The following is a 26267-nucleotide window of genomic DNA, read 5'->3' as shown; positions in this document are numbered from 1 at the left end:
ACTCACGGAGGAACCCACATGCGCAAGGTCCTTGCAGCCACCGCTCTCGCCGGCTCGATGGCGTTCGCCGCCCTGGCCGTCAGCCCCGCCGCGCAGGCCGCGACCACCACCACCGCCTCTGCCTCTGCTTCTTCGAGCGGGTGGGGCAAGTACTACTCCAGCAACAGCAAGGCCTACACCTACGGCAAGACGTACAAGTCGGGTGGCAAGGTCTACACCCACTGGTACGGCAAGGAGTCCTCGCCGAAGCACGGCTACGTCTGGTTCAAGTACTACTCCGGCGGCAAGTGGCACCAGTTCTACCGCCATTGGAACGGCTCGTACGACGCGACCTGGTCGGGCAAGGGGATCAAGAAGATCGACACCTGGACCTGCTGGGGCGGCAAGTACAAGTACTGCGGCTCGCACCACCGCATCTACGGCTAGCCGGTACGGGGGTGAGGCCCGCCGGGGATTCCCCGCGGCGGGCCTTTCGCCATGTGTGCCGGGCGTTCGGGGTGTGGGGTAGACTTCACATGGTTGTGTCAGGACACCTGGCACGCGTTTCGCGTTTTGGGCTCAGGTGTCGTACACTCCTTAGTCGGCTCACTATGACTTCTCACGCGTCGGCGATCTTTGCCGATCGCCGCTCTCTTCGAAGCGTGAAGGTCGCGGCTGCTTAGTGAACCGGAGCCTCAGACGACCGATCAGTGAAACGCGAGGAATTTTGGCCAAGAAAGACGGCGCCATCGAGATCGAGGGCACTGTGGTCGAATCGCTCCCGAACGCCATGTTCCGGGTGCAGCTCGACAACGGCCACAAAGTCCTGGCCCACATCAGCGGGCGCATGCGGATGCACTACATCCGTATCCTGCCCGACGACCGGGTGGTTGTTGAGCTGAGCCCCTACGACCTCAGTCGTGGGCGGATCGTCTACCGATACAAGTAAAGACGTCTGAGGACACGAAGGACAATGAAGGTAAAGCCGAGCGTCAAGAAGATCTGCGACAAGTGCAAGGTGATCCGCCGGCACGGTCGCGTCATGGTGATCTGCGACAACCTGCGCCACAAGCAGCGCCAGGGTTAGTCGCCGCAAGGCTTCTCCGAGTCCGCCCCAGCAGGGAGCGGGCTCGATCCATGAGGAGCCTCGCCCACATGTAGTCGCGTCTCACACCTGAGCAGGCAGCGCACGCTGAACCGTTCAGGAGACCCCCGGTCGGAGGCCGGGGCCCTCACCCCGGGCATTGGGGAGGGGTAGTGCGGCGCAAGACCTCCGCCACAAAGAAGGAGAATGCCCGACCATGGCTCGCCTGGTTGGCGTCGACCTCCCCCGCGAAAAGCGGCTGGAGATCGCTCTCACCTACATCTACGGAATCGGCCGCACCCGCGCCAAGGAGATCCTCGAGGCGACCGGTGTCAGCGGTGACCTCCGCGTGCACCAGCTCTCCGACACCGAGCTCGTCCCGATGCGTGACTACATCGAGGCGAACTTCAAGATCGAGGGTGACCTGCGCCGCGAGGTGCAGGCCGACATCCGTCGCAAGATCGAGATCGGTTGTTACCAGGGCATCCGGCACCGCAAGGGCCTGCCCGTGCACGGTCAGCGCACGCAGACCAACGCGCGCACCCGTAAGGGCAAGAAGAAGACCGTCGCCGGCAAGAAGAAGCCCGGTAAGAAGTAGTCCCGCAGCCGCGGACCGAAGACCTCAGGAGTGAAGGCAAGCAATGCCTCCTAAGAGCCGCCAGGGTGCGCCTAAGAAGGTGCGCCGCAAGGAGAAGAAGAACGTCGCTCATGGGCACGCCCACATCAAGAGCACGTTCAACAACACGATCGTCTCGATCACCGACCCCAACGGGAACGTGATCTCCTGGGCCAGCGCCGGCCACGTGGGTTTCAAGGGCTCCCGCAAGTCCACCCCGTTCGCCGCCCAGATGGCCGCCGAGAACGCCGCCCGCCGCGCCATGGAGCACGGCATGCGCAAGGTCGACGTCTTCGTCAAGGGCCCCGGCTCCGGCCGTGAGACCGCGATCCGCTCGCTGCAGGCCACCGGCCTCGAGGTGGGCTCGATCCAGGACGTCACCCCGGTCCCGCACAACGGTTGCCGGCCGCCGAAGCGCCGCCGCGTCTGACTTAGCCCAGGAGATAGAGAGAAATGGCTCGTTACACGGGCGCGGACTGCAAGCTCTGCCGTCGCGAGAAGACCAAGCTCTTCCTCAAGGGCAGCAAGTGCGAATCCGCCAAGTGCCCCATCGAGATCCGTCCTTACCCGCCGGGTGAGCACGGCCGCGGACGCCCCAAGGAGTCGGAGTACCAGCTTCAGCTTCGCGAGAAGCAGAAGACCCGCCGCATCTACGGCGTCCTCGAGAAGCAGTTCCACAACTACTACGAGGAGGCCGCGGGCCGGACGGGCAAGTCGGGCGAGGTGCTGCTCCAGATCCTGGAGAGCCGTCTCGACAACGTCGTCTACCGCGCCGGTTTCGCGCAGTCGCGTGACGCCGCCCGCCAGCAGGTCCGTCACGGGCACTTCCTGGTGAACGGCAAGAAGGTCGACATCCCGTCGTACCGCGTGCGTGAGCACGACATCATCGAGGTGCGCGAGACCAAGCGCAACCTCATGCCGTACGAGGTGGCCCGCGCCACCGCCGGCGAGCGCACCGTGCCCGCGTGGCTCGGCGTCGTGCCGGACAAGCTCCGCGTCCTGGTTCACCAGCTGCCGGTTCGCCAGCAGATCGACACCCAGGTCCAGGAGCAGCTCATCGTCGAGTACTACTCGAAGTAAGTAGTCACTCGTCCGGTCGGGGTGCGGCATGCCGTACCCCGACTAGGCTGTTTATCGGAGTGGCGTCATATAGCGGTCGCCACACGAATAAGGGGAGAACCCGCACATGCTGATCGCTCAGCGTCCGACTCTTCTCGAAGAGTCGATCGACGAGACCCGGTCCCGGTTCGTCATCGAGCCGCTGGAGCCCGGCTTCGGCTACACCATCGGCAACTCTCTGCGCCGCACGCTGCTGTCGTCCATCCCGGGCGCGGCCGTGACGAGCATCCGCATCGAGGGCGTGCTGCACGAGTTCTCGACCGTTCCCGGGGTCAAGGAAGACGTCACCGACATCATCCTCAACCTCAAGGAGCTGGTCGTCTCCTCCGAGCACGACGAGCCCGTCGTGATGTACCTGCGCAAGCAGGGCCCGGGCGAGGTCACCGCCGCCGACATCGCGCCCCCGGCCGGTGTCGAGGTGCACAACCCCGAGCTGCGCATCGCCACCCTCAACGGCAAGGCCAAGCTGGAGATGGAGCTGACCGTCGAGCGCGGTCGCGGCTACGTCTCCGCCGCCCAGAACAAGCAGCCGGGCCAGGAGATCGGCCGGATCCCGATCGACTCCATCTACTCCCCGGTGCTCAAGGTCACCTACAAGGTCGAGGCCACCCGAGTCGAGCAGCGCACCGACTTCGACCGCCTCATCCTCGACGTCGAGACGAAGCCCGCCATGAAGCCCCGCGACGCGGTGGCCTCCGCCGGCAAGACCCTCGTCGAGCTGTTCGGCCTGGCCCGCGAGCTCAACGTCGAGGCCGAGGGCATCGACATCGGCCCGTCGCCGACCGACGCCGCCCTGGCCGCCGACCTGGCGCTGCCGATCGAGGAGCTCAACCTCACCGTCCGCTCCTACAACTGCCTCAAGCGCGAGGGCATCCACACCGTGGGTGAGCTCGTCGCCCGCAGCGAGCAGGACCTGCTCGACATCCGCAACTTCGGCGCCAAGTCGATCGAAGAGGTCAAGCAGAAGCTGCACGAGATGTCCCTGGCGCTCAAGGACTCCCCGCCCGGGTTCGACCCGAGCGCGGTGGCCGGCGGCGGCTACGACGACGACGACAGCGCGTACGTCGAGACCGAGCAGTACTGATTCACCGTCAGCCCCCGCGCTCGTGCGCGGGGGCTCAATAACGGACCGCGCCTGCGACCGCGGTCCGGCCCGACTCCGGTACCTGGTACGGCCGGGGCGGGTTAACCCAGGAGGAGAAAGACCATGCCCAAGCCCACCAAGGGTGCACGTCTTGGCGGCAGCCCGGCGCACGAGCGGCTGATCCTGGCCAACCTGGCCACGGACCTGTTCCGCCACGGCAAGATCCGCACGACGGTCGCCAAGGCCAAGCGCCTGCGCCCGCTCGCCGAGCGCCTGATCACCAAGGCGAAGAAGGGCGACATCCACAACCGGCGTCAGGTCCTGACCGTCGTTCGGGACAAGGGCGTCGTGCACCACCTGTTCACCGAGCTCGCGACCACGTTCGCCGAGCGGCCCGGTGGTTACACCCGCATCACCAAGGTCGGCCCCCGTAAGGGCGACAACGCGCCGATGGCGGTCATCGAGCTCGTGACCGAGCCGCTGAACGGCGTCACCACGCGCCGCACCGAGGCTCCGGCCGCTGCCGCCGCTCCGGCCGCCGAGGCCGCTGAGGAGACCAAGGCCGAGGAGACGAAGGCTGAGGAGACCGAGGCGCCTGAGGCTGCCGAGGCCACTGAGGCCAAGGCTGAGGCCGCCGACGAGGCTCCCGCCGCCGAGGCTGCCGAGGCCGGCGAGGCGAAGAAGGACGAGGCCTGATTTTTCAGGCCGAGCAGGACATTGCCTGAGTGTTCAGGCGTTTGAGACGGGCCCGGATCCCCTCGCGGGGGTTCGGGTCCGTTTTTCTCTTCTGGGAGGTTCATCGTGGTACGGCTCCGCCTCGACCTCGCGTACGACGGGACCGACTTCTCCGGCTGGGCTCGGCAGCCGGGGCTGCGGACAGTCCAAGGGGAGATCGAGCAGGCGCTCGGCCGGATCCTGCGGCTCGACGGGCCTGCCATGCTGACCGTGGCCGGGCGTACCGACGCGGGGGTGCACGCGCGCGGGCAGGTGGCCCACGTGGACGTGCCTGAGGCGGGGCTGGGGGAGCTCGACGGCAACCGGGGGCCTCTGGGCGTCGATGAGCGGCTCTCTGCGCTCGTGCGGCGGCTCGGTGGTGTCCTGGAGCCAGATGTACGGATTTATCGGGTCTCGGTGGCTCCTGAGGGCTTTGACGCACGGTTCTCCGCGATGTTCCGGCGGTACGCGTACCGGGTGAGCGACGCGGCCGGCGGCGTCGACCCGCTGCGGCGGCGCGAGGTCGTCTGGCACAACCGGCCCCTCGACCTCGACGCCATGAACGCGGCCGCCGCCCGGCTGGTCGGCGAGCACGACTTCGCGGCGTTCTGCAAGAAGCGCGAAGGGGCCACGACGATCAGGGAGCTGCAGCGGCTGGAGTGGGAGCGGCGGGCGGACGGCGTCCTGGAGGCCACGGTCGTCGCCGACGCGTTCTGCCACTCGATGGTGCGGGCCCTGGTCGGGTCGCTGCTCGCGGCCGGCGACGGGCGGCGGCCCGTGGAGTGGCCGGGGCAGGTGCTGGCGCGGGCCGCACGCGACTCAGGGGTGCATGTCGCGCCCGCGCACGGGCTGTGCCTGGAGGAAGTGGGCTACCCGCCGGAGGCCGAGCTCGCCGCGCGGGCTCAGGCCACGCGGCGAGTACGCACCGCCTCGACGCGGCTGTGAGGCGGGTCAGCCTCGCTTGCTACGGCGTCAGCCTGCCGGGGATACGGCGTCAGCTCTTCGTGACCCGCGTCAGCTCTTCGTGACCCGCGTCAGCCCTTCGTGACCCGCGTCAGCCCTTCGTGATGCGGCGTTCGAGCACCAGGGCGGTCTGGTCGCGGAACGCGCCGCTCACCTTCGGCAACGTCTTGTCCTTCGCCTCCGGCGTGTGGCCGTCGGCGTGGGTGGCGTAGCTGAAGACGATGTAGCGGCCCCAGACCAGGCCCGCCGCGTAGCCCCCCGCGATGTGCACGCGCTCGCCCCCCGAGTTCTTCGGGCCGGGCAGCGGGCGGAACCAGACGTTGCGTGACAGGTCCTTCGCCTGGTCGGTGGTGGTGGCGGCGTCCTTGTCCGGCAGGACCGCGATGCCCGTCGTGACCGCGTAGCGGCGCTTGCTGTCCACGTACGTCGCCCTAAGGACGCGCGTGCACTTCTGCGCGTTGAGCGCGTCGGCGAACGCGCCCGTCGCGGCCTTCTCGCAGGTCGTCTCCATGTCGGCCTTGACCCTCGTGAACGTGGTGCCCGCCGCATCCACCTTCTTCTTCGGGAACGCCTCCGACAACGACAACTTCTGCGGGTCGGTCTGCTCCGAATTGAGGATCGACGAGCCGGCGACGTCCGGCGGCGACGACGGCGCGACGGTGCTCGGCGGCGCGCTCGCCCGGGTCGCGGCCGTCGTCGGCGGCGCGCTGCTCACCGCCTGGAAGGCGAAGAAACCACCCGTCGCCACGCCCGCCAGGGCCAGCGCGCCCAGCGTCACCAGCAGGGCCCGCTTGCTCTTGGGCGGTGGCGGCGGTGGGGGCGGCGTCTGGAACGGGGGCTGCTTGAACGCGCCCGGCGGGAAGGCCGGACCGCCTGCCGGGGGCCTGGGCACGTCCAGGGAAGTGGACGGGCGCTGGCCCCAGGAGTCTCTGGAGAACGGGAGCTCGGGCAGTTTGTCACCGGCGGGGGGTGTGGGAGGCCAGACGGGTACGTCGCCTGGCTCAGGCGGGCGGAGGGACGAGGAGGCGGTGGGGTCGGTCGCGTTCGGGTCGAAGTAGTGGGCCGGACCCTGGGACGGGCCTTGGGACGGGCCCTGCGATGGGCCCTGCGATGGGCCCTGGGATGGGTTCGTCTGGCCTTCCGCCTCCGCCGATGGGTGGGCGGTCGGGAAGGGCAGGGAGAGCCGGGTGTCGTCGGGCTGGAGCTCTTCCTGCTGGTCAGGGATGGGCTGCGGGGTTGCCGGCCGGTCCTGATCGTGATCAGGGTGGGAGGCTGCGGGCTGGTGTTGGTCGCCCTGTGCGGGTGTGGCCGGGGCCTGGGGGATGCCGTCAGGCGGGGTCTCGGCGTCCTGCGCGCCCTGGCCCGTGATGGCGTCGGCGGGGCCGTGGTGGCTGGAGTGATCCGGAGCCTGGTGGGCGGCGTCCGGGCCTTCGCGGAAGGCGGCGTCCGAACCTTCGCGGAAGGCGGCGGTGTCCGGGCCGTGATGCGGCGCCGCCTGGGGCGTGGGCTGGTGAGCGGCTTGGGGCGACGGCTGGTGGGTGGGGCGGGGGCCCGCAGGGTTCGTGGCGTCCTGCTCGCCGGGGGCGGGCAGGCCGTCCTGGGCGAACGGGGGCTCCGGCCGGTGGTCGGTGGCGGCCCGGTTCGCAGGGGTGTCAGGGGTGGCCTGGTGGGGCGGGCGGGTGAAGCCCTCCGGGTTGGTGGCGTTCGGGTCGAAGGGCGGGGGGAGGCTCGGCTCGTCCGGCTCGGCCTCCAGCTCGCCTGTGGCGGCCGGCCACGGCGGCATGGCGTGCGGGTCGGAGAGGGGCGCGGGCCACGCCGGCATGCCCGCCGCGGCGGCGGTGAACGCGGGCGGGGGCTCCCACGGCGGCGCACCCGGCACCACCGGCTCGCCCGGCCACCGACCCGCCCCCTGCCCGGACGCGCCTTCGGGCTGGTCCCATGGGCGGATGTCCCGGATCCGGCCCGGCCGCGTCTGGTCATCCTCGGCCTCCCGCGGCTGCCCGCCCTCAGGCGCCCCGAAGGGGGCGAAACCGGCCGGTGGCCCCGCGAACGGCTGCTGGTAGGCGGGCGGCGTAAACGCATTCCCCGCAGGCGCCTCCGGTCCCGTGGGCGGCTCCTGGCCAGTGGGCGGCGCGGAGGACGGGCCGACGGGCGCCGCGAAGGGCTGACCGGCGGGCGCCTCCTGGCCGGTGGGGGCGGCGAACGGTTGGCTTGTGTGGGCGTCGTGGCCGACCGGTGCGGCGAAGGGCTGGCCAGTGTGCGGCTCCTGGTCCGGCCGCGCGCCGTGATCGGCCCGCGCGCCGAACGGCGGGTGACTCGTGGCCGCTTCCCGGCCGGGCTGGCGCTGCTCGAACGCGTGCTGACCGGCTACGTGCTGGCCGGAGGCGTGCTGGTCGGCCGACGGCGGGCCGAACGCATGCCGGTCGGCCGGCGGCTCCCAGCCGGGCTGCTGGCCGTCGAAGGCGTGCTGGTTGGGGGGTGGGGTGGTGGGGTCGGAGAACCAGTCGTAGGGGGAGGCGTCGTCGCCCGGCACCTCCCATGGCTGGGCGCCGGGCGACGTCTCCTGGTCGGATGGCGGCGCCTTCAGGACGGGTGGGACGGGACGCGCGTCGGCGTCCGCCGCCTCCTCGAAGGGATGGAACGCCGCTGGAACGTCTCGCCCGTTGGTCTGGCCGAAGCTCGGCGGTGGCGTCGCGGGGACGGCCGAGCGGTCGGCTTCCCTGCGATCGTGCTCAGACCCGGGTTCCTGGCCACGCATAGCTGGAGCCTAGCGAGAGTAGCGAGATCGTTATGTCGGTATGGGCGTTCCCAAGGGCATCACGAGTCCTCTACAGGCGCATATGCCCCACAAAGACCGCTCAGCTCAGGGCGCTGCCGGTGAGCGCCCGATGGTCCAGAGCCTGGAACACGGTGGCCTTCGTGAGGTCGTTGATGGCCTCGGAAATCCGCTTCGACCCCTTCGAGTCGGGCTTCGTGCCGTCCTTGTTCTGGAACCAGACCAAGATCGCATAATGCCCGTACGTGGAGATCTTCGCGCCGCCGGCGCCCGAGCCGAGGAGCTTCGTGACGCTGTCCTTGCCGGCCAGCGGCTTGACGTAGTTCTGCTTGTCGCCGGCCTTGGCCACCTTGGCGGCGTTCTTGCTGGAGCTGAGGTTGGCGACGCCGACCGTGCCGATCACCTTGCCCGCCTTGTCGCGGAAGCTCGCGCGGACGAACTGGGCGCACTTCGCGGACTTCAGCGCCTTCTTGAGGTCATCGCCGAGGGCGCCGTCGTCACACTTCTTGTCCTTGCTGGTGATCGTCATCTCGTAGCCGCGGCCCGAAACCGTGATCTTCTTCTTGGAGCCGAAGATCTCCTTGACCGAGATGGCGTCCGGGTCCGTCTTGCGGTCGGCGGCGAACCCGTACTTGCCGGCCGGCGCCGACGGCAGCGGTGCCGAGGTCGCCCTCGGGGCGGCCGTCTGGGCGGAGGTCGGGGTCTCGGCGTTCCACATCAGGTAGAGGCCGCCGCCGAGCAGGCCGAGCACCGCCACGCCGCCGATGACGGCCAGCAGCGGGCCGCGCGAGCGGGAGCCCTCGTCGTACGGGCTCCAGCCGACCTTGCTCTGCGGCGCGCGGGACGTGGCGCCCTCGTCGGTCTTGCCGCCGTCGTCGCCCGCCTTGCGGTCCTTGCGGGAGCGGCGGCCCCTGCCGGCCGCGGACTCCTCGGCGCCGAAGTCCTCGGAGGCGAAGGGGTCCTTGCGGTTGTCGGCGCCGCCGTCGTCGGGGCCGGCGGCGCGCCTGCCGCGACGGCCCGGCCCGCGCCCCTCAGGCCGTTCGTCGGAACGGTCGCCGCCTTCGTTGTCCGGGCGTCCCTCGGCTCGGTTGTCCGGGGGATTGCCGGATCGCCCGCCCGGGCGTTCGTTCGGTCGGTTGTCGGGTCCGAAAGCGCCTGGTCCGCCGCCCTGCTGGCCTGGGCCGCCGAGGCCGGGGGCGTTCGGGCCGCCGCCGCCGAAGGGGCCGCCCGCGAAGGGGTCGCCTCCGAGCGGGTCGGGGCCGAAGAAGCCGCCGGACGACTGCGGGCCGCTCGGCGGGCCTTCAGAGGGCCTGCCAGGTCCGCCAGCAGGCCCGCCAGCAGGTCCGCCCCCAGGTCCGCCCCCAGGCCCTCCACCGGGTCCTCCGGCGGGGCCGTTGCCTCCCGGGCCGCCTCCGCCCGGTCTGCCGCCTCCGGGTCCGTCCGGGCCTCCGCCGGGCCTGCCGGTCGCAGGGCCGCCGTTGCCGAAGAAGTCGCCGCCCGGGCCACCGTTGCCAGGGCTGCCGAAGAAGTCGCCGCCAGGGCCGCCGGCTCCGGGGGCGCCGTTGCCGAAGAAGTCGTTTCCAGGGGTGCCACCGGGGCCGCCGTTGCCGGGGCCGCCGCCGCGGGTGAAGAAGCCGCCGGAGGATCCGCCGTCAGAGGGGCCGTTGCCGGAGGGGCCGTTGTTCGCGGGGCCGCCGCTCATGAAGAGGCTGCCGGGCTCCCCGGCTCCAGGGCCGCCCGGACGGCCGGAGCCCGCAGGCCCGCCGCCCGCAGGGCCGCCGTTTCCGGGGGCGCCGCTCCCGGGCCTGCCGCCCGTGGGGCCGCCGCCGGGCCCGCCGGCTCCGGGGCCGCTGCCCGCAGGGCCGTTGGTGGTGAAGAAGCTGCCGGAAGGGCCGCCGAACCCGCCGGGCCCGCTGTCGAACGGGTCGCGCGGGACGCTGCCGAAGGGGTCGGTGGAGCCGTTGCCGGAGGACTGGTCGTTGGCGGGGCCGCGGCTGGTGAAGAAGCCGCCGGAAGGCGCGCTGCCTGAGGAGTCGCCCGAGCCCTTCGAGCCGCCCCCCATCCCGTAGGGGGCGCTGCCCGTGCCGTTCTCACGTTCCCCACTACCGTTGGAAACCATGCGGCGACATTACCGTGATGTTCGTCATTGGGTTCCGAAGTCCTGGGTCCACCATGGTCCTCCGGGCCCGGAGGCGACGCCGACGCCGATGGCTTTGAGCCCGCAGTCGAGGATGTTCCTGCGGTGGTCAGGGCTGTCGAGCCAGCCGTCCACGGCCTCCCGGGCGGTGCCGTAGCCGGCGCCGATGTTCTCGGCGGCGCCCCAGCGGTATCCGGCGCGTTCCATGCGGTCCCAGGGGGAGGCGCCGTCGGGGGAGTTGTGGGACAGCCGTCCCGTACGGGCCATCTCCAGCGAGTGCGTACGAGCGGAGCGCATGAGCGCGGAGTCGACCCGCAGCGGCCCGCAGCCGCGCCGCGCCCTGGCGGAGTTGGTCAGGGTGACGACCTGGGAGGCCATGCCCGCCATGACGCGCACCCCGTCGTCGCGGGGCTCGGCGACGACGGCGGGGTCGTCGTGGGTGTTGAAGCCGTCGATCTGGTCCTTCTGCGTCCTCGTCGGCTTGGGGGTGGCGGTGCCGCGAGGCGTCTTCCTGGTGGTGATGCCCCGGGGGATGCGCTCGGCCTGCGGTTGAGCCTTCCTGGCCGTGGTGGGGGCGGGGTTGGCGGTGGCGGCGGCGGGCGGGGCGGTCTCGTTCAGGTAGACGTGGGGAGTGGGCTCGGGGCCGTCGGTGAGGCGGCCGATGAGCACGCCGGTGAGGAGCACGGCCATGAGGCAGGTCAGCACACCCAGTCGGCTCCGGCGCCGAGGGCCGCGCTGGGTTTGCCGGGTGTGAGAGATCCGCCACATACCGCCGCTAACGATAGGGATGTCTGGTCCTGGGAAAGAAGGGGTCCCAGGGAAACGAAATCGAACCGTTCTGCGGTCGGGTAGACTCGGCCCGGGTTACCGGTCACTTTGACCTGCGCGCCTTGGGGCGGGTAACTTAGGTTCGTTGTGTGCATAGGTCCAGCGTGACCAATGCGCGGCGCGTCCGGCGTCATCTCCCGTGTTGAGGAGACGGAAGGTCCGGGCCGTCGTGTGCCCGCACCGACCGACCAATGTAGCTGTCGCATCCGACAGCGCCGAAGACGCGAGCATAAAGAAGGCTACGACCGTGCGCACGTACTCACCGAAGCCCGCCGACGTCCAGCGTCAGTGGTACGTCATCGACGCGACCGATGTCGTGCTGGGCCGGCTGGCCAGCCACGTCGCGACCCTGCTCCGCGGCAAGCACAAGCCGATCTTCGCCAACCACGTCGACACCGGTGACTTCGTCATCGTCATCAACGCGGACAAGATCGCGCTGAGCGGTAACAAGCGTGAGCAGAAGAAGGCGTACCGCCACTCGGGCTACCCGGGCGGTCTGCGTTCCGTCAGCTATGGCGAGCTCATGGAGAAGCGCCCGGAGAAGGCCGTCGAGAAGGCCGTCAAGGGCATGCTGCCGAAGAACTCCCTCGGTCGGAAGATGGCCAAGAAGCTGAAGGTCTACGCGGGTTCCGAGCACCCGCACCAGGCCCAGCAGCCTGTGCCGTTCCAGATCACCCAGATCGCCCAGTAGTAGTTCGAAAGAGTTAGAGGAGAACCGTGGCTGAGCCCACCGGTGTCGAGACGGCCGTAGAGACGGCCGAGCTGGAGGACTACTCCGGCGAGGACTTCCCGTCCGAGTACACCACCGAGTCCGCCGCCAGCGCTGACGCTCCCGTGCGCAAGCCCGTCACCACGGGCAACTCGTACGGCACCGGCCGCCGCAAGGAGGCGATCGCCCGCGTGCGCATCGTCCCCGGCACCGGCAAGTGGACGATCAACGGTCGTTCGCTGGACGTCTACTTCCCGAACAAGGTCCACCAGCAGATCGTCAACGAGCCCTTCGTGGTGCTCGGCGCCGAGGAGGCGTTCGACGTCATCGCCCGCATCGACGGCGGCGGCGTCACCGGCCAGGCCGGCGCGCTGCGCATGGGCCTGTCCCGCGCCCTGGCGATCCTGGACGTCGAGGTCAACCGCCCGCCGCTGAAGAAGGCCGGCTTCCTCACCCGTGACGCCCGCGCCACGGAGCGGAAGAAGTACGGCCTCAAGAAGGCCCGTAAGGCTCCGCAGTACAGCAAGCGCTAAGTTGGCGCGCCTTTTCGGCACCGACGGGGTACGTGGGGTCGCGGGTCGCGACCTCACGGCGGAGCTCGCCATGGACTTGTCCGTGGCGGCCGCCCACGTCCTCGGCGATGCAGGCGCGTTCGCCGCCACCGGACGCCGTCCGGTGGCGGTCGTAGGCCGGGACCCGCGTGCCTCGGGAGAGTTTCTCGAGGCCGCCGTGGTCGCCGGCCTCGCGGCGTCCGGAGTGGACGTGCTGCGCCTCGGCGTGCTGCCCACCCCGGCCGTCGCCCACCTCACCGCCGCGCTCGGCGCCGATCTCGGCGTCATGCTGTCGGCCTCGCACAATCCGGCGCCCGACAACGGGATCAAGTTCCTGGCGCGCGGCGGCTTCAAGCTGTCCGACGCGGTCGAGGACGAGATCGAGCGTCGGCTCGGTGAGGAGTGGAGCTTCCCCGTCGGCTCCGGCGTCGGCCGCGTGCGCGACGCGTACGGGGAGGCCGACCGGTACATCTCGCACGTGCTGGCCACGATGACCGGCTCGCTCGACGGGCTGAACATCGTGGTCGACTGCGCTCACGGGGCCGCCCACATGGTGGCGCCGGAGGCGCTGGTGCGCGCGGGCGCCCGGGTCGAGGCCATCGGCGCCAGGCCCGACGGCCTCAACATCAACGCCGGGCACGGCTCGACCCACCTGGACAAGCTCCAGCAGGTCGTCATCTCGCGCGGCGCTGACCTGGGCGTGGCCTACGACGGCGACGCCGACCGCTGCCTGGCGGTCGACCACACGGGCGCGATCATCGACGGCGACCACATCATGGCCATCCTGGCCGCCGCCATGCACGGCGAGGGCACGCTGGCCAAGGACACCGTCGTCGCGACCGTGATGTCGAACCTGGGCTTCAAGCTCGCCATGCGCGACGCGGGCATCACGGTCGTGGAGACCGCGGTGGGCGACCGCTACGTGCTGGAGCGGATGAAGTCCGACGGCTACAACCTGGGCGGCGAGCAGTCGGGGCACGTCATCATGCTCGACCACGCCACCACGGGCGACGGCCTGCTCACCTCGCTGCACCTGCTGGGCGTGGTGGCCAAGTCGGGCGTGCCGCTGAAGGAGCTGGCCGCCGTGATGACGCCGCTGCCGCAGATCCTGATCAACGTCAAGGACGTCGACAAGGGCAAGGCGTCGGTGCCCGAGCTCGTCGCCGCCGTCGCGGAGGCGGAGGCGGAGCTGGGGGAGACCGGCCGGGTGCTGATCCGGCCGAGCGGCACCGAGCCGATGATCCGGGTCATGGTGGAGGCCGCCTCCGAGGAGCACGCCACGCAGGTGGCGGGCCGCCTGGCCGACGTCGTACGGACGGCCTGCGTCTGACGGCCGATCGTTCACCGGGTGCGGGGTCCGTACCCGGTGAACGCTTCAGAACAGACCGTGCCGTTCGGGCAGGTCGATGATCCCGGTGAGGGCCAGCAGCACCAGCGTGGCCAGGGCGGCGACGACCGCCCACGCCACGGGATGCCCCAGGTTCAGCGTCCAGCTCTGGCCGAAGCGGGCGTGCAGGACGACGGCGGGGTCGTGGCGGTTGGCGTAGACGGTGCCGGCGAGGTGCCAGTGCCGGTCGTCGTCACGCTGGACGAGCCCGGAGTCCTCCTTCTCCTCGCCCGGCAGGCGGGGCAGACGGTGCCCGCCCTGCCCGGCACGCCATTCCCAGGCGAGCGGGCCCAGCACCAGAGCGGCGAGCGGGAGCACGGCCGCCGCGGTGCCGAGGGCGAAGACCTCCCAGAGCCGCAGCGCGGCGATGAACAGCGAGAAGTTCACGCAGGCGGCGCCGAGCAGGGAGAGCCGCGCCATGCCGCGCAGGTAGACGCGGTACCTGCGGGCCGATCCCGCCGGCCGGGCGGCGTCGAGGTCGGGGCGGGCGCGGAGCAGGACCAGCGTCAGCGCGGGGAAGGCCACGGTGACCACCGCCTGGAGCAGCACCGGCTCGAAGGCGGTGAACGCGCTGGTGGGCGCGCGGCGGGCCGGGTCGGCGCCCGAGCCCGTGCAAGGACGCCAGCGTGGCGGGCAGGGCGTCGTAGCGCCACAGGCCGACCGCCGCGGTGGCGAGGGTGATCGCGACCGCGGGCAGGATCCAGGCCCAGGGCAGGCGACCGGGTCCGAGCGGAACGAGGTGTGCACGGTGACGCCCTGGCGCCGGCCGGCGTACCACTGCCCTGTCCGCTTGGCGGCGCGTACCTTGCGGTGGGCCCGGTAGTAGAGCGCCAGGCAGGTGGCGCCGAACGCGGCCGGCCAGAGCCCGCCGAAGGCGGCGGCGAGGGCGCCGAACAGGACCATGGCGAGCAGCACCAGCCGCACGTAGGAGCGCCGCTGGGCGATGACGGCCGGGTCCGCGGCGCGGTCGTCGGGAACGCGCACGCCGAACGGCAGCGTGGGCCTGGCCAGCGCGGGCGTGATCAGCGCGACGCAGCCGACCAGTACGACGGTGGTGACGGTCGCGACGACCGGCGTCATGTGACGGCCTCCTCCGGTACGGGTGGCGCGGCCTCCCGCCTCGCCCCTGCCTTCCCCTGCGCGGCCTTCTGCTCCGGCCCGCTCTTCCCCGGCGCGGCGTTTTGCCCAGGCCCGGTCTTCCCCTGCGCGGCCTTCTGCTCCGGCCAGGTCTTCTCTGGCGCGTGCCCGAACCCCGCCAGCGTCTCCGCGCACTGGCGCAGGATCTCCTCGTGAGTGAGGCCGTGCACGCTGGCCTCCGCGAGCAGCACCCGCAGGCGCTCGCGCCACTGCGCGCCGAACCCCGGCTCCGGCGCGCCTGAGCCGGGGTCGCGTCTGATGACGGCGCCGCTCTTGCGGTTGACGCGGATGACCCCCTCCTGCCTGAGCAGGTCGTACGCCTTGTTCACGGTGTGGAAGTTGATCCCGAAGTCGGTGGCCAGCCGGCGGGTGGACGGCAGCGGATCGCCCTCCTTGGCCTCGCCGCGCGCCACGGCCTCCACGACGCGGTCCCTGATCTGCTGGTAGATCGGGACGTCGCTGTCGAGATCGATGGTCAGGTTCACAACTTCACTCTATCTGATATAGAGGTAATAGAACAGATGGAGCGAGGAGGTAGGCATGATCGAGGTGCGCGGCCTGAGCAAGTCCTTCGGCCCGGTACGAGCGGTCAGCGAGCTCAGCTTCGAGGTCCCGCCGGGCACGGTGACGGCGTTCCTCGGCCCGAACGGCGCGGGCAAGACCACCACGATGCGCATGCTGCTGGGGCTGGTCCGGCCCAGCGCGGGCAGCGCCACCATCGGCGGGCGCCGCTACGCCGACCTGCCCAGCCCGTCGTCGCAGGTCGGCGCGGTGCTCGACAGCTCGGGCTGCCACCCCGCGCACACCGTCCACGACCATCTGCGCGTCTACGCCCGCATGGGCGGGCATCCCCCTTCCAGGGTGGCCTCCGTCATGGAGCTGACCGGGGCGGCGGCCTTCGCCGGCCGCAGGACGCGCACGCTGTCCACAGGGATGCGCCGCCGGGTGCAGCTGGCCACCGCGCTGCTCGGCGATCCGGCGGTGCTGGTGCTGGACGAGCCGGCCAACGGCCTGGACCCTGAGGGCATGGCGTGGCTGCGCGGCTTCCTGCGCGACCTCGCCGGGCAGGGGCGCGCGATCCTGATCTCCAGCCATGTCCTGAGCGAGGTGGAGCAGGTGGCCGGGCAGGTCGTGATGATCCGGCAAGGCCGGCTGGTCACGGCAGGACCCGTCGGCGACCTGTACGGCCCGGCGGCCGTCCACGTGCGCTCGCCTCAGGCGGAACGGCTGCGGACCGCCCTCCTCGGTGCGGGCGTCACCGCGGACGTGCGGCAGCCCGAGGTCCCGAGCGGTGTGGGCGTCACCGTGGAGGTGTGCCAGCCCGAGGTCCCGAGCGGTGCGGGCGTCACCGTGGAGGTGCGCCAGCCCGACGTCCTGAGCGTCCAAGGGCTGACCGCCGCCGAGATCGCCGCCGCCGCGGCGCGGCACGGCATCGCGCTGCACGAGCTGACCCAGGAGAGGCCCACGCTCGAACGGGCCTTCCTCGACCTCACGGGAGGCACCTCATGACCTGGCACCGCGCGTCCGCGCTGCTCTCCGCCGAGCGGCTTCGTCTGACGGCCTCCCGGCTGCCCCTGTGGGGAGCGGTCGCGGCGATGTGCAGCGGCGGGTTCGTCGGGCTGCTCGCCCTCGTCGGGCCGGAGAACTTCCAGCCGCCGCTGCCCGGCCTGGAGACGGAGCAGGGCACCCGCGTGCTGCTCGGGATGCTGGGCATCCTGGCGTTCGTGCCCGCGCTGATCGGCACCACCGCGGTCGCCGCCGAACACCGCCACCAGACGATCACCACCACCGCCCTGTTCGTTCCCGGACGGTGGCAGGCGCTGCTCGCCAAGCTCGCCGTCCACGCGGTCGCGGGCCTGGGCTACGGGCTCCTCAGCGCGGCCGTGGCCGGCGCGGCGCTCTTCGCGGCCGCCACGGCCAAGGGGATCACGCTGGGACTGCCCGCCGGCGCCGTGCTGGTGCTGCTGGTCAGGATCGCGCTGGCGATGGCCGCGTACATGCTGCTCGGGGTGGCCGTCGGGGCGCTGCTGCCCAACCAGGTCGCCGCGCTGGGCGTGCTCGGCGGCTACTTCTACCTCGTCGAGACCGCGCTGCTGATGGTCCCCGGCGCGAACGTGCTCTATCCGTACCTGCCGGGCGGGGCCGCGGCGGCGTTGACCGGGTTCACGTACCTGGCCGACGCCGTCGCGACGCAGACCGGCGGGGCCGCCGTCGCCCTGCTGCCCGCCTGGCTGGGGGCCGCCGTGCTGCTGGCGTACGCGCTGCTCGCCGCGCTCGTCGCGATCGCGGCGCCGCTGCGCAGGGACATCACCTGAGCGTCACTCGTCGCCGGTGAGGGAGAACGCGCGCAGGCGCTGGCCGGCCAGCAGGACGGCGCCGACGGTGACGACGATCAGGGCCGGGATGGCGAAGCTCAGCGCGACGTCCGTCTTGAAGAAGGGGGAGTCGCTGAGCTGGTCGGCGATCGACTGGCCCCAGTACTGGATGGAGAACTTGTGGACGCCTGGGATGAGGTTGCCCACCAGGCTCTCCCAGACCAGGGCGTAGATGATGCCGATCGTGACCGCGTGCCGGGTGACGATGCCGAGCAGCAGGAAGACGGCGGCGTAGGCGATGCCGGCGACGAGGGTGCCGGCGGCGAAGCCGGTGGCGATGCCGTCCTCGCCGCCGATCAGCAGCAGGCCCGCCACGTAGGTGGGCACGGCGCCGAACACGGCCAGCAGCGAGGCCGCGACCAGGAACTTCGTCTGCGCGATGACCGGGCGGGAGATCGGCTTGGACATCAGGTGGATGATGGTGCCGTCGTCGATCTCGGGGGCGATGACGCCGGTGCCGGCGATGAGGCCGAGCAGCGGCAGCATGGTGCTGATCGCGAACTTCTGCATCAGGTCCACGGTCGTGGCCTGGTCGGCGGCGCCGAACGCGCGCAGCAGCACGGCCAGGGCGATCAGGGCGAGCGGGAGCAGCAGGAGCAGGATGATGCGTCGGCGGCCCAGCAGCGCGCGGTAGGTGATGCCCGCAACCACGGTGTTCATGTCACGTGCTCCTGTTGATCAGGTAGGAGAAGACGCTCTCCAGGTCCTCGTCCGCCGGGGAGACCTCGTGCAGGCGGACGCCTTCGTCGCGGGCGACCTGGGGCAGGAGGCGGGCGAAGCGGCGGAACTCGGTGGCCTGCACCTCCAGGCCGTCGGGGCGCAGCGAGATGCCGCCGGTCGAGTCGTCGCGGACGAGCGCGGCGGCGAGCTTCCTGTCGTTGCTGGAGCGGATCACGAACAGGTGGGGCCGGTCCGTCATCAGGCGCCTGATCTCGCGGAAGTTGCCCGACGCCGCGTGCCGGCCCGCGACCAGCACCTCGATGTGCTGGGCGACCCGTTCGACCTCCTCCAGGATGTGGGAGCTGAACAGGATGGTCTTGCCCGCCGTGCCCATCGTGCGGATGAGGTCCATCAGGTGCAGACGCTGGCGGGGGTCCATGCCGTTGAACGGCTCGTCGAGGAGCAGGACGGGCGGGTCGTGGACGAGCGCGGCGGCGACCTTGACGCGCTGGCGCATGCCCTTCGAGTACGTCTCGACGCGCCGGTCCTTCGGCTCCTCCATCTCCACGGTGGCCAGGGCCTTGCGGGCGGCCTCGACCGGGTCGGGCAGGTTGTGGAGGCGGGCGGCGGACAGGACGAACTGCCAGCCGGTCAGGAAACCGTAAACGCCCTCCTTTTCCGGCACTAAGCCGATATTTCGGTAAATGTGGTGGTTCTTCCACACGGGCGTGCCGTCCAGCGTGACCGTGCCGCCCGACGGCGACAGGAACCCGGCCATCATGTGCAGGAGCGTCGACTTGCCCGCCCCGTTCGGCCCGAGCAGCCCGGTGACGCCGGGCCCGATCGTCATCGTGACGTCGTTGACCGCGACCACGTTGCCGTACCAGCGGGAGACCTGGGAGAGCTCGATCCTCATCGCGCGGCCGCCTTCCTGTAACGCAGGGCGAGAGCGGCCAGCCCGGCGGCGATCAGCAGCACCAGGACCGCGGCCGAGGCGGGGCCGCTGGGGTAGGCGGCGCCCTCGATGGAGTGCGGCGTGGTGCCGAACAACCAGTACTGCACGGAGTCGACCAGCCAGAACGGGTTCGCCAGCCACGCCCAGGCGGCGGCGCCCTCGTTGCCGGAGGAGTACAGGGTGCCGTAGATGATCGGGACGGAGGCCGACGACAGCAGGTACACCGTGATCACCGAGGCGACGCCGAGGCCGCGCCGCGGCGTGAACGAGGCCAGCGCCAGCCCGAACGCCGCCAGCAGCAGCGCCAGCAGGAACGCCATGAGCACGGCGCCGAGGTATTCGCCCGTGGCGGGCGGCCCCGGCATGTCCACGATCAGCTCGCCGAGGTAGGTGACCGTGAGCGGCACCGCGATCAGCGCGAACACGGCGACGGTCATCGCCGCGACCTTGGCGCCGACGTACTCGGTGATCGAGACGGGACGCGAGAGGTAGAGCGGCAGCACGCGGTAGCGCAGGTCGGGCGCGACGACCGTGGGGGCCTGCGCGGCCAGGAAGATCGCGACGACGGCCTGCATGACGACGGCGAAGCCGCTGTACGGAATGCCGCGCTGCTTGATCAGGGCCATCATGGCGATGCCCACGATGGACGGCATGATCATGATGGCGGCCAGCGCGAACGGCACGATCTTGCTGCGTGCCGGGCGGCCGAGGCCGAAGACGCCGCGCAGGCTGTGCACGGCCAGGGCCCTGGTCGCGTAGGCGCGGCCGAGGCGGGGGCCGTCGTAGTGGCGGTAGCCGATGTCGTAGATCTCAGACATGTGCCACCTCCTCCCTGAAGACGTCCTCGATGCGGTGACGTCCCTGTTCGAGGCGGATGAGGCACAGGCCCAGCTCGGCCGTGGTGTCGCGGATCGCGTCGTACGTCGCGGGCCCCAGCACCTTGACCACCAGCAGGCGCCCCTGCCGCGAGACGGTCTGCCCGCCGGCGGTCAGCCGGGCGGCCAGCTCGTCGAGCCCCTCGTCCACCTCGACCGTCACGGTCTGCGTGGCCTGCGTGAACTCGCCGATCGCGGACGAGCGCAGCAGCCGCCCCGCGTCGATGACGACGACGTGGTCGCAGATGCGCTCCAGCTCGCCGAGCAGGTGAGAGGTGACCAGGACGCTGATGCCGAACTCGGTGCCGATGCGCCTGATCAGCGTCAGCATCTCGTCGCGGCCGCGCGGGTCGAGGCCGTTGGTCGGCTCGTCGAGGAAGATCAGCTTGGGGTCGTGGACCAGCGCCTGGGCCAGCTTGACCCGCTGCTTCATGCCGGTCGAGTACCCGCCGACGGGGCGGTAGCGCTCTTCGGCCAGCCCGACGTGGCGCAGGACGTCGGCAGCGCGCTCACGCGCGGCGGTGCGCGGCAGCCCGGACATGCGGGCGAGGTGGACGACCAGCTCGGTGGCGGAGACGTCGGGGGGCAGGCATTCGTGCTCCGGCATGTAGCCGACGAGCCGGCGGATCTGGGCGCCCTGCGCGGTGACGTCGAGATCCAGCACGCGCGCGGTGCCGCCGGACGGCGGCAGCAGGCCGAGCAGGATTTTGATCAGCGTCGACTTGCCCGCGCCGTTCGCTCCGACCAGTCCGGTCACGCCTGACCCCACGGTGACCGTGAGCTGGTCGACCGCGGTGACGGTGGGGAAACGTTTGGTCAGCCCCTCGGTGGCGAGGATGTGCATGTGCCGGACCCTACTAGCCGGACCAAAGGTGTGGCCTCGGTCATACGGATGAACGGCGTCCTACTTGAGGCCAGAATTTCCGCTGCACCACAAGGGTGAGAGTGCCCGCGATGACCATCCCCAGGATGTTGACGCCGAGCTGGGAGACGGAGGGCGCGAGCTCCTTCCAGTCCGACACCGCCGCCGCCACCGCCACGTAGCCGGCCGCGGGCACGGTGGTGACCGAGATGAAGACGCCGACCAGGGCCGACGACTTGCCCGCCGTGACCGACAGCACCCCGGCCGAGCCCGCCAGCAGCGCCACGATGAACGACCAGCGGTCGGGCTTGACGATGAACTGGACCTCCTCGTTCTTGTCGAGGTTGGCCGCGTCGATCCAGCCCAGCCAGTGGGAGACGAGCGCGCACGCGTACGTGATGGCGATCGCGACCAGGAACCCGACGACCAGCGTCCGCAGCGCGGTCACGATCAGGTGGCCGCGGCGCTGCAGCAGGCCGAAGCAGATGGCCGCGACGGCGCCGAACTCGGGGCCGAGCACCATCGCGCCGACGATCAGGATGGGGGAGTTCTGGAGCACGCCGATGCCGGCGAGCTGGGTGGCGATGGCGAGGAAGGCCAGGTACGCCCAGGTCACGCGCGAGTCGGCCTGGACCTTCTGCCCCAGCTCCTCCCAGATGACCGCGTCGTCGGGGTCGCCGGGCGCCTCCTCCACGGCGTCCTCCGCCGCCTTCGACAGCGACAGATCGACCTGCTCGACCGCGATGGAGCCCTCGCCGCGCAGCCATTCGAGCTTGCCCAGCACCTCGTTGGCCGACTCCCTGGCCGCGTCGCAGAGCACGACGTCGCCCCGCGGCTCCCGGGCCGCGCCGGGCAGGACGACGATGTTGGTGACGCCGGGGCATTCCTCCAGCACCGCCGTCGCCTCTTCGGTGCGCGCGGCCGGGATGATCAGTCGCAGATGTAGCACGGGGTCAATTGTCGTCGATCGGATCTTGACGGGGTGTTGATGTGCTTACGCGAGGCTCCCTCGCATGATCTGGAGCTGGTGCCATGACCATGGTGAGGAGTGCTGGTTCGCCGACATCGACGATCAGGAGTGCGCGGGCAGGTTCGCCCGGTACGTGTTCGAGGAGGCGTTCAGGTCTGGCGGAGCCGCACCCGCCGTACGGAGTGGTCGGCGCCCTTCTTGAGCACGAGGTCGGCGCGGCCCCTGGTGGGGGCGATGTTCTCGACGAGGTTGCGCTCGTTGATGTCGCGCCAGACGTTGCGCGCGAAGTCGGTGGCCTCGTCGTAGGACAGCTCGGCGATGTGCCGGAAGTACGACTTCGGGTCCTCGAAGGCGGTCCGGCGCAGCTTGTGGAAGCGTTCGACGTACCAGGTGCGGATGTCCTCCACCTTGGCGTCGACGTAGATGGAGAAGTCGAAGTAGTCGTTGACGGCGAGGGACGTGGGCGGGGCCGGTTGGAGGACGTTGAGCCCCTCGATGATCAGGATGTCGGGACTTTTCACGGTCTGGGCGGCGCCGGGGACGATGTCGTACTCAAGGTGGCTGTAGATGGGCGCCTTGACCTCGGCGGCGCCCGCCTTCACCTCCGCCACGAACCTGACCAGCGCCCGCCGGTCGTAGCTCTCGGGGAAACCCTTGCGATGCATGATCTTCTTGGCCTCCAGCACCGCGTTGGGGTAGAGGAAGCTGTCGGTGGTGATCAGCTCCACGTGCGGGTGCTCGGGCCAGCGGGCCAGGAGGGTGTGCAGCAGGCGCGCGGTGGTCGACTTGCCGACCGCGACGCTGCCCGCGATGCCCAGGATGTACGGCACGCGCTGCTCGGATTTGCCGAGGAACGCGCTCAGCACGCTGCTGCGCTGCTTGGACCCGGTGAAGTGCAGGTTGAGCAGCCGGGTCAGGGGGAGGTAGATGTCGGTGACCTCGGTGAGGTCGATCGGGTCATCGACGCCGCGTAGCTCTTCCAGCTCGTCTGCGGTGAGAGTCAAGGGCGTGTTCTTGCGGAGCTCGCTCCACTGCTCCCTGCTCAGTTCCACGTAGCCGTTGTTCACCTAGGCAGCGTAGCGATGTGCGGCGAACCGGGCCTCGGGCGGGGTTGCGCCCGGAGATCCACAGCCTATGGATAAAGACATGGGATTACCGAGAGCCTGTTCGGGGAAGAGATACGGGTCTTGCTGAATCGGGCGTGCAACGGCTGACCGGCGACTACTGTCCCCGACGGGAGGTATTCCGTGGACCGTCGTCGCTTCATCTCCAGTGTCGTCGCGGGGATCGCCGGGCCCTTCGCGGGGGTCGCGTGCGTCGCCGCGAAGGGCGGCACCGCGCCCGCGCGCGGCTACGGCCCGCTGCGCCCCGTCCGCGACCTGCGCGACGGCAAGGTACGCCTGCACCTTCCCGACGGGTTCCGCTACCGCTCGTTCAGCGTCGCGGGAGACCGCTACACCGACGGGTCCACCGTGCCGGGCCGGCACGACGGCATGGCCGCCTTCGCAGGCCCCAAGGGCAGCGCCGTGCTCATCCGCAACCACGAGGTCAACGGCGCCGTCGGCGCCTTCGGCGACAAGGCCAGGGCCTACGACCCGATGGCCGGGGGCGGCACCTCCACGATCCAGGTCACCCGCCACGGCGAGGTGATCAGGAGCGCCCCCTCGCTGAACGGCACCATGATGAACTGCTCCGGCGGCCCCATGGCCTGGCGCGCCTGGATCAGCTGCGAGGAGACCGTCAACGGCCCCGACGTGGGCGACGACCACACCGGCGAGGACAACGCCCGGCTCACTCGCAAGCACGGCTACCTCTTCGAGGTGCCGGTGACCCGCCCCGCCACGGCCCGGCCGATCCGCTCCGCCGGCCGCTTCCCGCACGAGTCGGCCGCCTTCGACCCCTCCTCCGGCGCCGTCTACCTCACCGAGGACAACTTCTCCTTCCCCTCCGGCTTCTACCGCTACCTGCCGCCCAAGCACCCCATCCTGGCCGGGCGGCTGCTCGACGGCGGCCGGCTCCAGATGCTCGCCGTGGCCGGCACCGAGCGCGCCGACCTGTCCAAGGGGCAGGAGCCCGGCGCCACGTACGGCACCGCCTGGGTGGACATCGACGACCCCGACCCCGACTTCACCGGCAGGCCCGCCTACGACGAGGCCGTCCAGGCCGTGGGCAGGCAGGGCAGGAAGAAGGGTGCGGCGATCTTCGCCCGGCTGGAGGGCGCGGTGCACCACCACGGCACGGTGTACTTCGTCTCCACCCAGGGCGGGGCCACCGCGCCGGGCGAGCGGGCGCCCGACGGGTTCGGCGACGGGCGGGGGCAGGTGTGGGCGTACGAGACGTGGAGCGGCCGGCTCAAGCTCGTCTACGAGTCGCCCCGCTCCACGGTGCTCGACCTGCCCGACAATGTGACCGTCAGCAGGCGCGGCACGCTCGTGCTGTGCGAGGACGGCGACGGCGACAACTACCTGCGCGGCCTGACCAGAACCGGCGAGATCTTCGACTTCTGCCGGCTGCAGCCCATCCCCGGCGACGAAGGCGCGGAGTTCGCCGGCTCGACGTTCGGCCCCGGCGGGTACACGCTCTACGTCAACCTCCAGGCCAAGCAGGGCATGTCCATCGCGATCTGGGGGCCGTGGGAGCGCGGGCCGTTCTAATACCCTGGACCGATGATCCTGGGTATCGGCGTGGACGTCGTGGACATCGCCCGCTTCGAGGCCGCGCTGGAGCGCACCCCGCGGCTGCGGGAGCGGCTGTTCACCGAGGTCGAGCGGCCGCTGCCGATACAGTCCCTGGCCGCCAGGTTCGCCGCCAAGGAGGCCGTGGCCAAGGCGCTCGGCGCGCCCAAGGGCCTCGGGCACCTGGAGGCCGAGGTGCGCTGCGACGAGCTGGGCAAGCCCGAGCTGCGGGTCTCGGGCAAGGTGGCCGAGGTCGCGTACGAGCTGGGGGTCAAGCGCTGGCACCTGTCGCTCAGCCACGACGCGGGCGTCGCCGTGGCCTATGTGATCGCGGAGGGATAGCTTCGGATCATGCGTACCGCTTACACCGCCGACCAGATCAGGGGCGCCGAGCACGCGCTCATGGCCCGGCTGCCCGAGGGCACGCTCATGCAGCGGGCCGCCGCCGGGCTCGCCGCCGTCTGCGCCGACCTGCTGGGCCGCGTCTACGGCAGGCGCGTCGTGCTGCTCGTCGGCAGCGGCGACAACGGCGGCGACGCCCTGTACGCGGGCGAGCGGCTGGCCCGGCGCGGCGCCCGGGTGGAGGCCGTGCTCGCCGGCTCCAAGACGCACGAGGCCGGGCTGCGCGCGCTGCTCGACGCCGGCGGGCGGGTCGCCGACGGGCACGTGGTGGAGGCGGCCGACCTGATCATCGACGGGCTCGTGGGCATCGGGGCCTCCGGGGCGCTGCGGGAGCCGTACGCGCGGTTCGCGCAGGAGGCGAGCGCCGCCCGGGGCACCGTCGTGGCCGTGGACGTGCCCAGCGGCGTGGACGCGAGCAGCGGCCGGGTCGAGGGCGCCGCCGTCCGGGCCGGGGTGACCGTGACCATGGGGGCGTACAAGACGGGGCTGCTCGTCGACCCGGGCGCCGCCTTCGCCGGGCGGGTCGAGCTGTGCGACATCGGGCTGGGCCCGTACCTGCCCGATCCCGACGTCGCCGCGCTCACCGGCCGCGACGTGGACGGGCTGCTGCCGCGCCCCGGCGGCGAGTCGGACAAGTACCGCAGAGGGGTGCTGGGCGTCGCGGCGGGCAGCGACCTGTTCACCGGCGCGGCCGTGCTCGCCGTCGGCGGCGCGCTGCGCGGCGGCGCCGGCATGGTCAGGTACGCCGGCCGCGAGGCCCCGGTCGCCCAGGTGCGCGCCCGGTGGCCCGAGGCCGTGGTCACGCTGCTCGACGAGCCCTCGATCGAGCACGTGGGCCGCGTGCAGGCGTGGGTGCTCGGCCCCGGGCTCGGCACCGACGCCTGGGCGCACGAGCTGGCCGCCAGGGTGCTCGCCACCGACGTGCCCGTGCTGGTCGACGCCGACGGGCTGACGCTCGTGTCGCGGGACACCGCGCTGCTGCGGCGGGCCGCGCCGGTGCTGATCACGCCGCACGCGGGCGAGCTGTCCAGGCTCATCGGCGCCGATCGCGCCGCCATCGAGGCGGCCCGGCTGGAGCACGCCCGGCGGGCGGCGGCCGAGCTGGGCGTGACCGTGCTGCTCAAGGGCTCGACCACGGTGGTGGCCGAGGAGGGCAGGCCGGCGCGGGTGAACGTCACCGGCACGCCCTGGCTGGCCACCGGCGGCACCGGCGACGTGCTGTCGGGGCTGGCGGGCGCGCTGCTCGCCCAGGGGCTGAGCTGCTACGACGCCGCCTCGTGCGCGGCCTTCCTGCACGGGGTCGCGGGCGGGCTGGCCGCCGACGGCGCCCCCCTGGCCGCCGCCGACGTGGCCACGGCGATCCCGGCCGCGATGCGTACGGTGGCGGAATCGGCACGCTGACCGGTCGG

At 71.3% G+C, this 26267-nt stretch carries 28 protein-coding genes; 17 read left to right on the top strand and 11 right to left on the bottom strand.

Going from position 1 to position 26267, the window contains the following annotated elements; genetic code table 11:
* Positions 1-18 precede the first annotated feature (18 nt).
* The 9 genes from HCN51_RS44985 (at position 19) to truA (ending at position 5541) form a co-directional block, all read left to right on the top strand.
* Positions 19-426, top strand: a complete 408-nt coding sequence (locus HCN51_RS44985; protein ID WP_168018083.1) for a hypothetical protein — start codon at positions 19-21, stop codon at positions 424-426.
* 280 nt (positions 427-706) lie between these two features.
* A complete protein-coding gene (gene infA, locus HCN51_RS44980) occupies positions 707-928 on the top strand; it encodes a translation initiation factor IF-1 (RefSeq protein ID WP_012887858.1) in 222 nt (73 codons plus the stop codon).
* 24 nt (positions 929-952) lie between these two features.
* Entirely contained in the window at positions 953-1066 is a 114-nt protein-coding gene (gene rpmJ, locus HCN51_RS44975; protein ID WP_003956441.1) for a 50S ribosomal protein L36, read from the top strand.
* A 214-nt stretch (positions 1067-1280) separates the two neighbouring features.
* Positions 1281-1661, top strand: a complete 381-nt coding sequence (gene rpsM / locus HCN51_RS44970; protein WP_080043219.1) for a 30S ribosomal protein S13 — start codon at positions 1281-1283, stop codon at positions 1659-1661.
* A 43-nt stretch (positions 1662-1704) separates the two neighbouring features.
* Entirely contained in the window at positions 1705-2109 is a 405-nt protein-coding gene (rpsK, locus tag HCN51_RS44965) for a 30S ribosomal protein S11 (protein ID WP_020542285.1), read from the top strand.
* Between the two features lie 23 nt (positions 2110-2132).
* Entirely contained in the window at positions 2133-2759 is a 627-nt protein-coding gene (rpsD, locus tag HCN51_RS44960) for a 30S ribosomal protein S4 (protein ID WP_080043218.1), read from the top strand.
* A 106-nt stretch (positions 2760-2865) separates the two neighbouring features.
* Complete coding sequence (locus HCN51_RS44955; RefSeq protein WP_043623495.1) at positions 2866-3882, top strand: DNA-directed RNA polymerase subunit alpha; 1017 nt, start codon at positions 2866-2868, stop codon at positions 3880-3882.
* A 123-nt stretch (positions 3883-4005) separates the two neighbouring features.
* The gene (gene rplQ / locus HCN51_RS44950) at positions 4006-4578 is read left to right on the top strand and encodes a 50S ribosomal protein L17 (protein WP_168018082.1); all 573 of its coding nucleotides are present in this window, start codon (positions 4006-4008) and stop codon (positions 4576-4578) included.
* A gap of 105 nt (positions 4579-4683) precedes the next feature.
* Entirely contained in the window at positions 4684-5541 is an 858-nt protein-coding gene (truA, locus tag HCN51_RS44945) for a tRNA pseudouridine(38-40) synthase TruA (RefSeq protein WP_168018081.1), read from the top strand.
* Between the two features lie 109 nt (positions 5542-5650).
* On the opposite strand, the gene HCN51_RS44940 is transcribed toward truA, so the two are convergent.
* The 3 genes from HCN51_RS44940 to HCN51_RS44930 form a co-directional block, all read right to left on the bottom strand.
* Positions 5651-8317 (bottom strand): hypothetical protein, encoded by a 2667-nt coding sequence (locus tag HCN51_RS44940; RefSeq protein WP_168018080.1) that lies wholly within the window; start codon positions 8315-8317, stop codon positions 5651-5653.
* 100 nt (positions 8318-8417) lie between these two features.
* The gene (locus HCN51_RS61825; RefSeq protein WP_168018079.1) at positions 8418-10454 is read right to left on the bottom strand and encodes a hypothetical protein; all 2037 of its coding nucleotides are present in this window, start codon (positions 10452-10454) and stop codon (positions 8418-8420) included.
* 24 nt (positions 10455-10478) lie between these two features.
* Positions 10479-11162: a CAP domain-containing protein gene (locus tag HCN51_RS44930; protein ID WP_168018078.1), complete on the bottom strand. Its 684-nt coding sequence runs from the start codon at positions 11160-11162 to the stop codon at positions 10479-10481.
* Between the two features lie 385 nt (positions 11163-11547).
* Between HCN51_RS44930 and rplM the strand changes: the two genes are divergently transcribed.
* The 3 genes from rplM to glmM are packed head-to-tail and all read left to right on the top strand — an operon-like array spanning position 11548 to position 13890.
* On the top strand, positions 11548-11991 hold the full coding sequence (rplM, locus tag HCN51_RS44925) for a 50S ribosomal protein L13 (RefSeq protein WP_080043212.1): 444 nt from the start codon (positions 11548-11550) through the stop codon (positions 11989-11991).
* A gap of 26 nt (positions 11992-12017) precedes the next feature.
* On the top strand, positions 12018-12542 hold the full coding sequence (gene rpsI / locus HCN51_RS44920; RefSeq protein ID WP_080043211.1) for a 30S ribosomal protein S9: 525 nt from the start codon (positions 12018-12020) through the stop codon (positions 12540-12542).
* A gap of 1 nt (position 12543) precedes the next feature.
* On the top strand, positions 12544-13890 hold the full coding sequence (glmM, locus tag HCN51_RS44915; protein ID WP_080043210.1) for a phosphoglucosamine mutase: 1347 nt from the start codon (positions 12544-12546) through the stop codon (positions 13888-13890).
* Positions 13891-13935: 45 nt separating this feature from the next.
* Here glmM and HCN51_RS44910 read toward each other — a convergent pair whose 3' ends face one another.
* Together HCN51_RS44910 and HCN51_RS60495 are read right to left on the bottom strand one after the other, a co-directional pair.
* A complete protein-coding gene (locus tag HCN51_RS44910) occupies positions 13936-15027 on the bottom strand; it encodes a DUF1648 domain-containing protein (protein ID WP_168018077.1) in 1092 nt (363 codons plus the stop codon).
* Positions 15024-15569: a GntR family transcriptional regulator gene (locus HCN51_RS60495; protein WP_346434018.1), complete on the bottom strand. Its 546-nt coding sequence runs from the start codon at positions 15567-15569 to the stop codon at positions 15024-15026. The genes HCN51_RS44910 and HCN51_RS60495 overlap by 4 nt, the downstream gene beginning before the upstream one ends.
* 55 nt (positions 15570-15624) lie before the next feature.
* Between HCN51_RS60495 and HCN51_RS44900 the strand changes: the two genes are divergently transcribed.
* Positions 15625-16593, top strand: coding sequence for an ABC transporter ATP-binding protein (locus HCN51_RS44900; RefSeq protein WP_168018076.1), 969 nt, complete (start codon positions 15625-15627; stop codon positions 16591-16593).
* Positions 16590-17399, top strand: coding sequence for an ABC transporter permease (locus HCN51_RS44895; protein ID WP_168018075.1), 810 nt, complete (start codon positions 16590-16592; stop codon positions 17397-17399). The genes HCN51_RS44900 and HCN51_RS44895 overlap by 4 nt, the downstream gene beginning before the upstream one ends.
* A 3-nt stretch (positions 17400-17402) precedes the next feature.
* On the opposite strand, the gene HCN51_RS44890 is transcribed toward HCN51_RS44895, so the two are convergent.
* The 6 genes from HCN51_RS44890 to coaA form a co-directional block, all read right to left on the bottom strand.
* A complete protein-coding gene (locus tag HCN51_RS44890; RefSeq protein ID WP_080043207.1) occupies positions 17403-18119 on the bottom strand; it encodes an ABC transporter permease in 717 nt (238 codons plus the stop codon).
* A gap of 1 nt (position 18120) precedes the next feature.
* Positions 18121-19035 (bottom strand): ABC transporter ATP-binding protein, encoded by a 915-nt coding sequence (locus tag HCN51_RS44885; protein ID WP_168018074.1) that lies wholly within the window; start codon positions 19033-19035, stop codon positions 18121-18123.
* Positions 19032-19892: an ABC transporter permease gene (locus HCN51_RS44880; protein WP_168018073.1), complete on the bottom strand. Its 861-nt coding sequence runs from the start codon at positions 19890-19892 to the stop codon at positions 19032-19034. The genes HCN51_RS44885 and HCN51_RS44880 overlap by 4 nt, the downstream gene beginning before the upstream one ends.
* Complete coding sequence (locus HCN51_RS44875; RefSeq protein ID WP_080043204.1) at positions 19885-20793, bottom strand: ABC transporter ATP-binding protein; 909 nt, start codon at positions 20791-20793, stop codon at positions 19885-19887. The genes HCN51_RS44880 and HCN51_RS44875 overlap by 8 nt, the downstream gene beginning before the upstream one ends.
* Before the next feature lie 40 nt (positions 20794-20833).
* Positions 20834-21760, bottom strand: coding sequence for a DUF389 domain-containing protein (locus HCN51_RS44870; protein WP_168018072.1), 927 nt, complete (start codon positions 21758-21760; stop codon positions 20834-20836).
* A gap of 170 nt (positions 21761-21930) precedes the next feature.
* On the bottom strand, positions 21931-22833 hold the full coding sequence (coaA, locus tag HCN51_RS44865; RefSeq protein WP_168018092.1) for a type I pantothenate kinase: 903 nt from the start codon (positions 22831-22833) through the stop codon (positions 21931-21933).
* A gap of 195 nt (positions 22834-23028) precedes the next feature.
* Between coaA and HCN51_RS44860 the strand changes: the two genes are divergently transcribed.
* Genes HCN51_RS44860 through HCN51_RS44850 form a run of 3 tightly spaced genes read left to right on the top strand, consistent with a single transcriptional unit; the run spans position 23029 to position 26259 of the window.
* Positions 23029-24435, top strand: coding sequence for an alkaline phosphatase PhoX (locus tag HCN51_RS44860; protein ID WP_168018071.1), 1407 nt, complete (start codon positions 23029-23031; stop codon positions 24433-24435).
* A gap of 12 nt (positions 24436-24447) precedes the next feature.
* A complete protein-coding gene (locus HCN51_RS44855) occupies positions 24448-24798 on the top strand; it encodes a holo-ACP synthase (protein WP_168018070.1) in 351 nt (116 codons plus the stop codon).
* 9 nt (positions 24799-24807) lie between these two features.
* Positions 24808-26259 (top strand): NAD(P)H-hydrate dehydratase, encoded by a 1452-nt coding sequence (locus tag HCN51_RS44850; RefSeq protein WP_168018069.1) that lies wholly within the window; start codon positions 24808-24810, stop codon positions 26257-26259.
* Positions 26260-26267 lie beyond the last annotated feature (8 nt).

It is taken from the genome of Nonomuraea composti (assembly GCF_012034275.1).
GTDB lineage: Bacteria > Actinomycetota > Actinomycetes > Streptosporangiales > Streptosporangiaceae > Nonomuraea > Nonomuraea composti.
Note: the sequence above shows the minus strand (reverse complement) of the source record. Positions and strands in the feature narration are given on the sequence as shown.

Coding starts and splice junctions, on each gene's coding strand:
- HCN51_RS44985 (WP_168018083.1), top strand. CDS start 19: ATGCGCAAGGTCCTTGCAGCCACCGCTCTCGCCGGCTCGATGGCGTTC.
- rpmJ (WP_003956441.1), top strand. CDS start 953: ATGAAGGTAAAGCCGAGCGTCAAGAAGATCTGCGACAAGTGCAAGGTG.
- rpsM (WP_080043219.1), top strand. CDS start 1,281: ATGGCTCGCCTGGTTGGCGTCGACCTCCCCCGCGAAAAGCGGCTGGAG.
- rpsK (WP_020542285.1), top strand. CDS start 1,705: ATGCCTCCTAAGAGCCGCCAGGGTGCGCCTAAGAAGGTGCGCCGCAAG.
- rpsD (WP_080043218.1), top strand. CDS start 2,133: ATGGCTCGTTACACGGGCGCGGACTGCAAGCTCTGCCGTCGCGAGAAG.
- HCN51_RS44955 (WP_043623495.1), top strand. CDS start 2,866: ATGCTGATCGCTCAGCGTCCGACTCTTCTCGAAGAGTCGATCGACGAG.
- rplQ (WP_168018082.1), top strand. CDS start 4,006: ATGCCCAAGCCCACCAAGGGTGCACGTCTTGGCGGCAGCCCGGCGCAC.
- HCN51_RS44940 (WP_168018080.1), bottom strand. CDS start 8,317: ATGCGTGGCCAGGAACCCGGGTCTGAGCACGATCGCAGGGAAGCCGAC.
- HCN51_RS61825 (WP_168018079.1), bottom strand. CDS start 10,454: ATGGTTTCCAACGGTAGTGGGGAACGTGAGAACGGCACGGGCAGCGCC.
- HCN51_RS44930 (WP_168018078.1), bottom strand. CDS start 11,162: ATGGCCGTGCTCCTCACCGGCGTGCTCATCGGCCGCCTCACCGACGGC.
- HCN51_RS44910 (WP_168018077.1), bottom strand. CDS start 15,027: ATGACGCCGGTCGTCGCGACCGTCACCACCGTCGTACTGGTCGGCTGC.
- HCN51_RS44900 (WP_168018076.1), top strand. CDS start 15,625: ATGATCGAGGTGCGCGGCCTGAGCAAGTCCTTCGGCCCGGTACGAGCG.
- HCN51_RS44895 (WP_168018075.1), top strand. CDS start 16,590: ATGACCTGGCACCGCGCGTCCGCGCTGCTCTCCGCCGAGCGGCTTCGT.
- HCN51_RS44890 (WP_080043207.1), bottom strand. CDS start 18,119: ATGAACACCGTGGTTGCGGGCATCACCTACCGCGCGCTGCTGGGCCGC.
- HCN51_RS44885 (WP_168018074.1), bottom strand. CDS start 19,035: ATGAGGATCGAGCTCTCCCAGGTCTCCCGCTGGTACGGCAACGTGGTC.
- HCN51_RS44880 (WP_168018073.1), bottom strand. CDS start 19,892: ATGTCTGAGATCTACGACATCGGCTACCGCCACTACGACGGCCCCCGC.
- HCN51_RS44875 (WP_080043204.1), bottom strand. CDS start 20,793: ATGCACATCCTCGCCACCGAGGGGCTGACCAAACGTTTCCCCACCGTC.
- HCN51_RS44855 (WP_168018070.1), top strand. CDS start 24,448: ATGATCCTGGGTATCGGCGTGGACGTCGTGGACATCGCCCGCTTCGAG.
- HCN51_RS44850 (WP_168018069.1), top strand. CDS start 24,808: ATGCGTACCGCTTACACCGCCGACCAGATCAGGGGCGCCGAGCACGCG.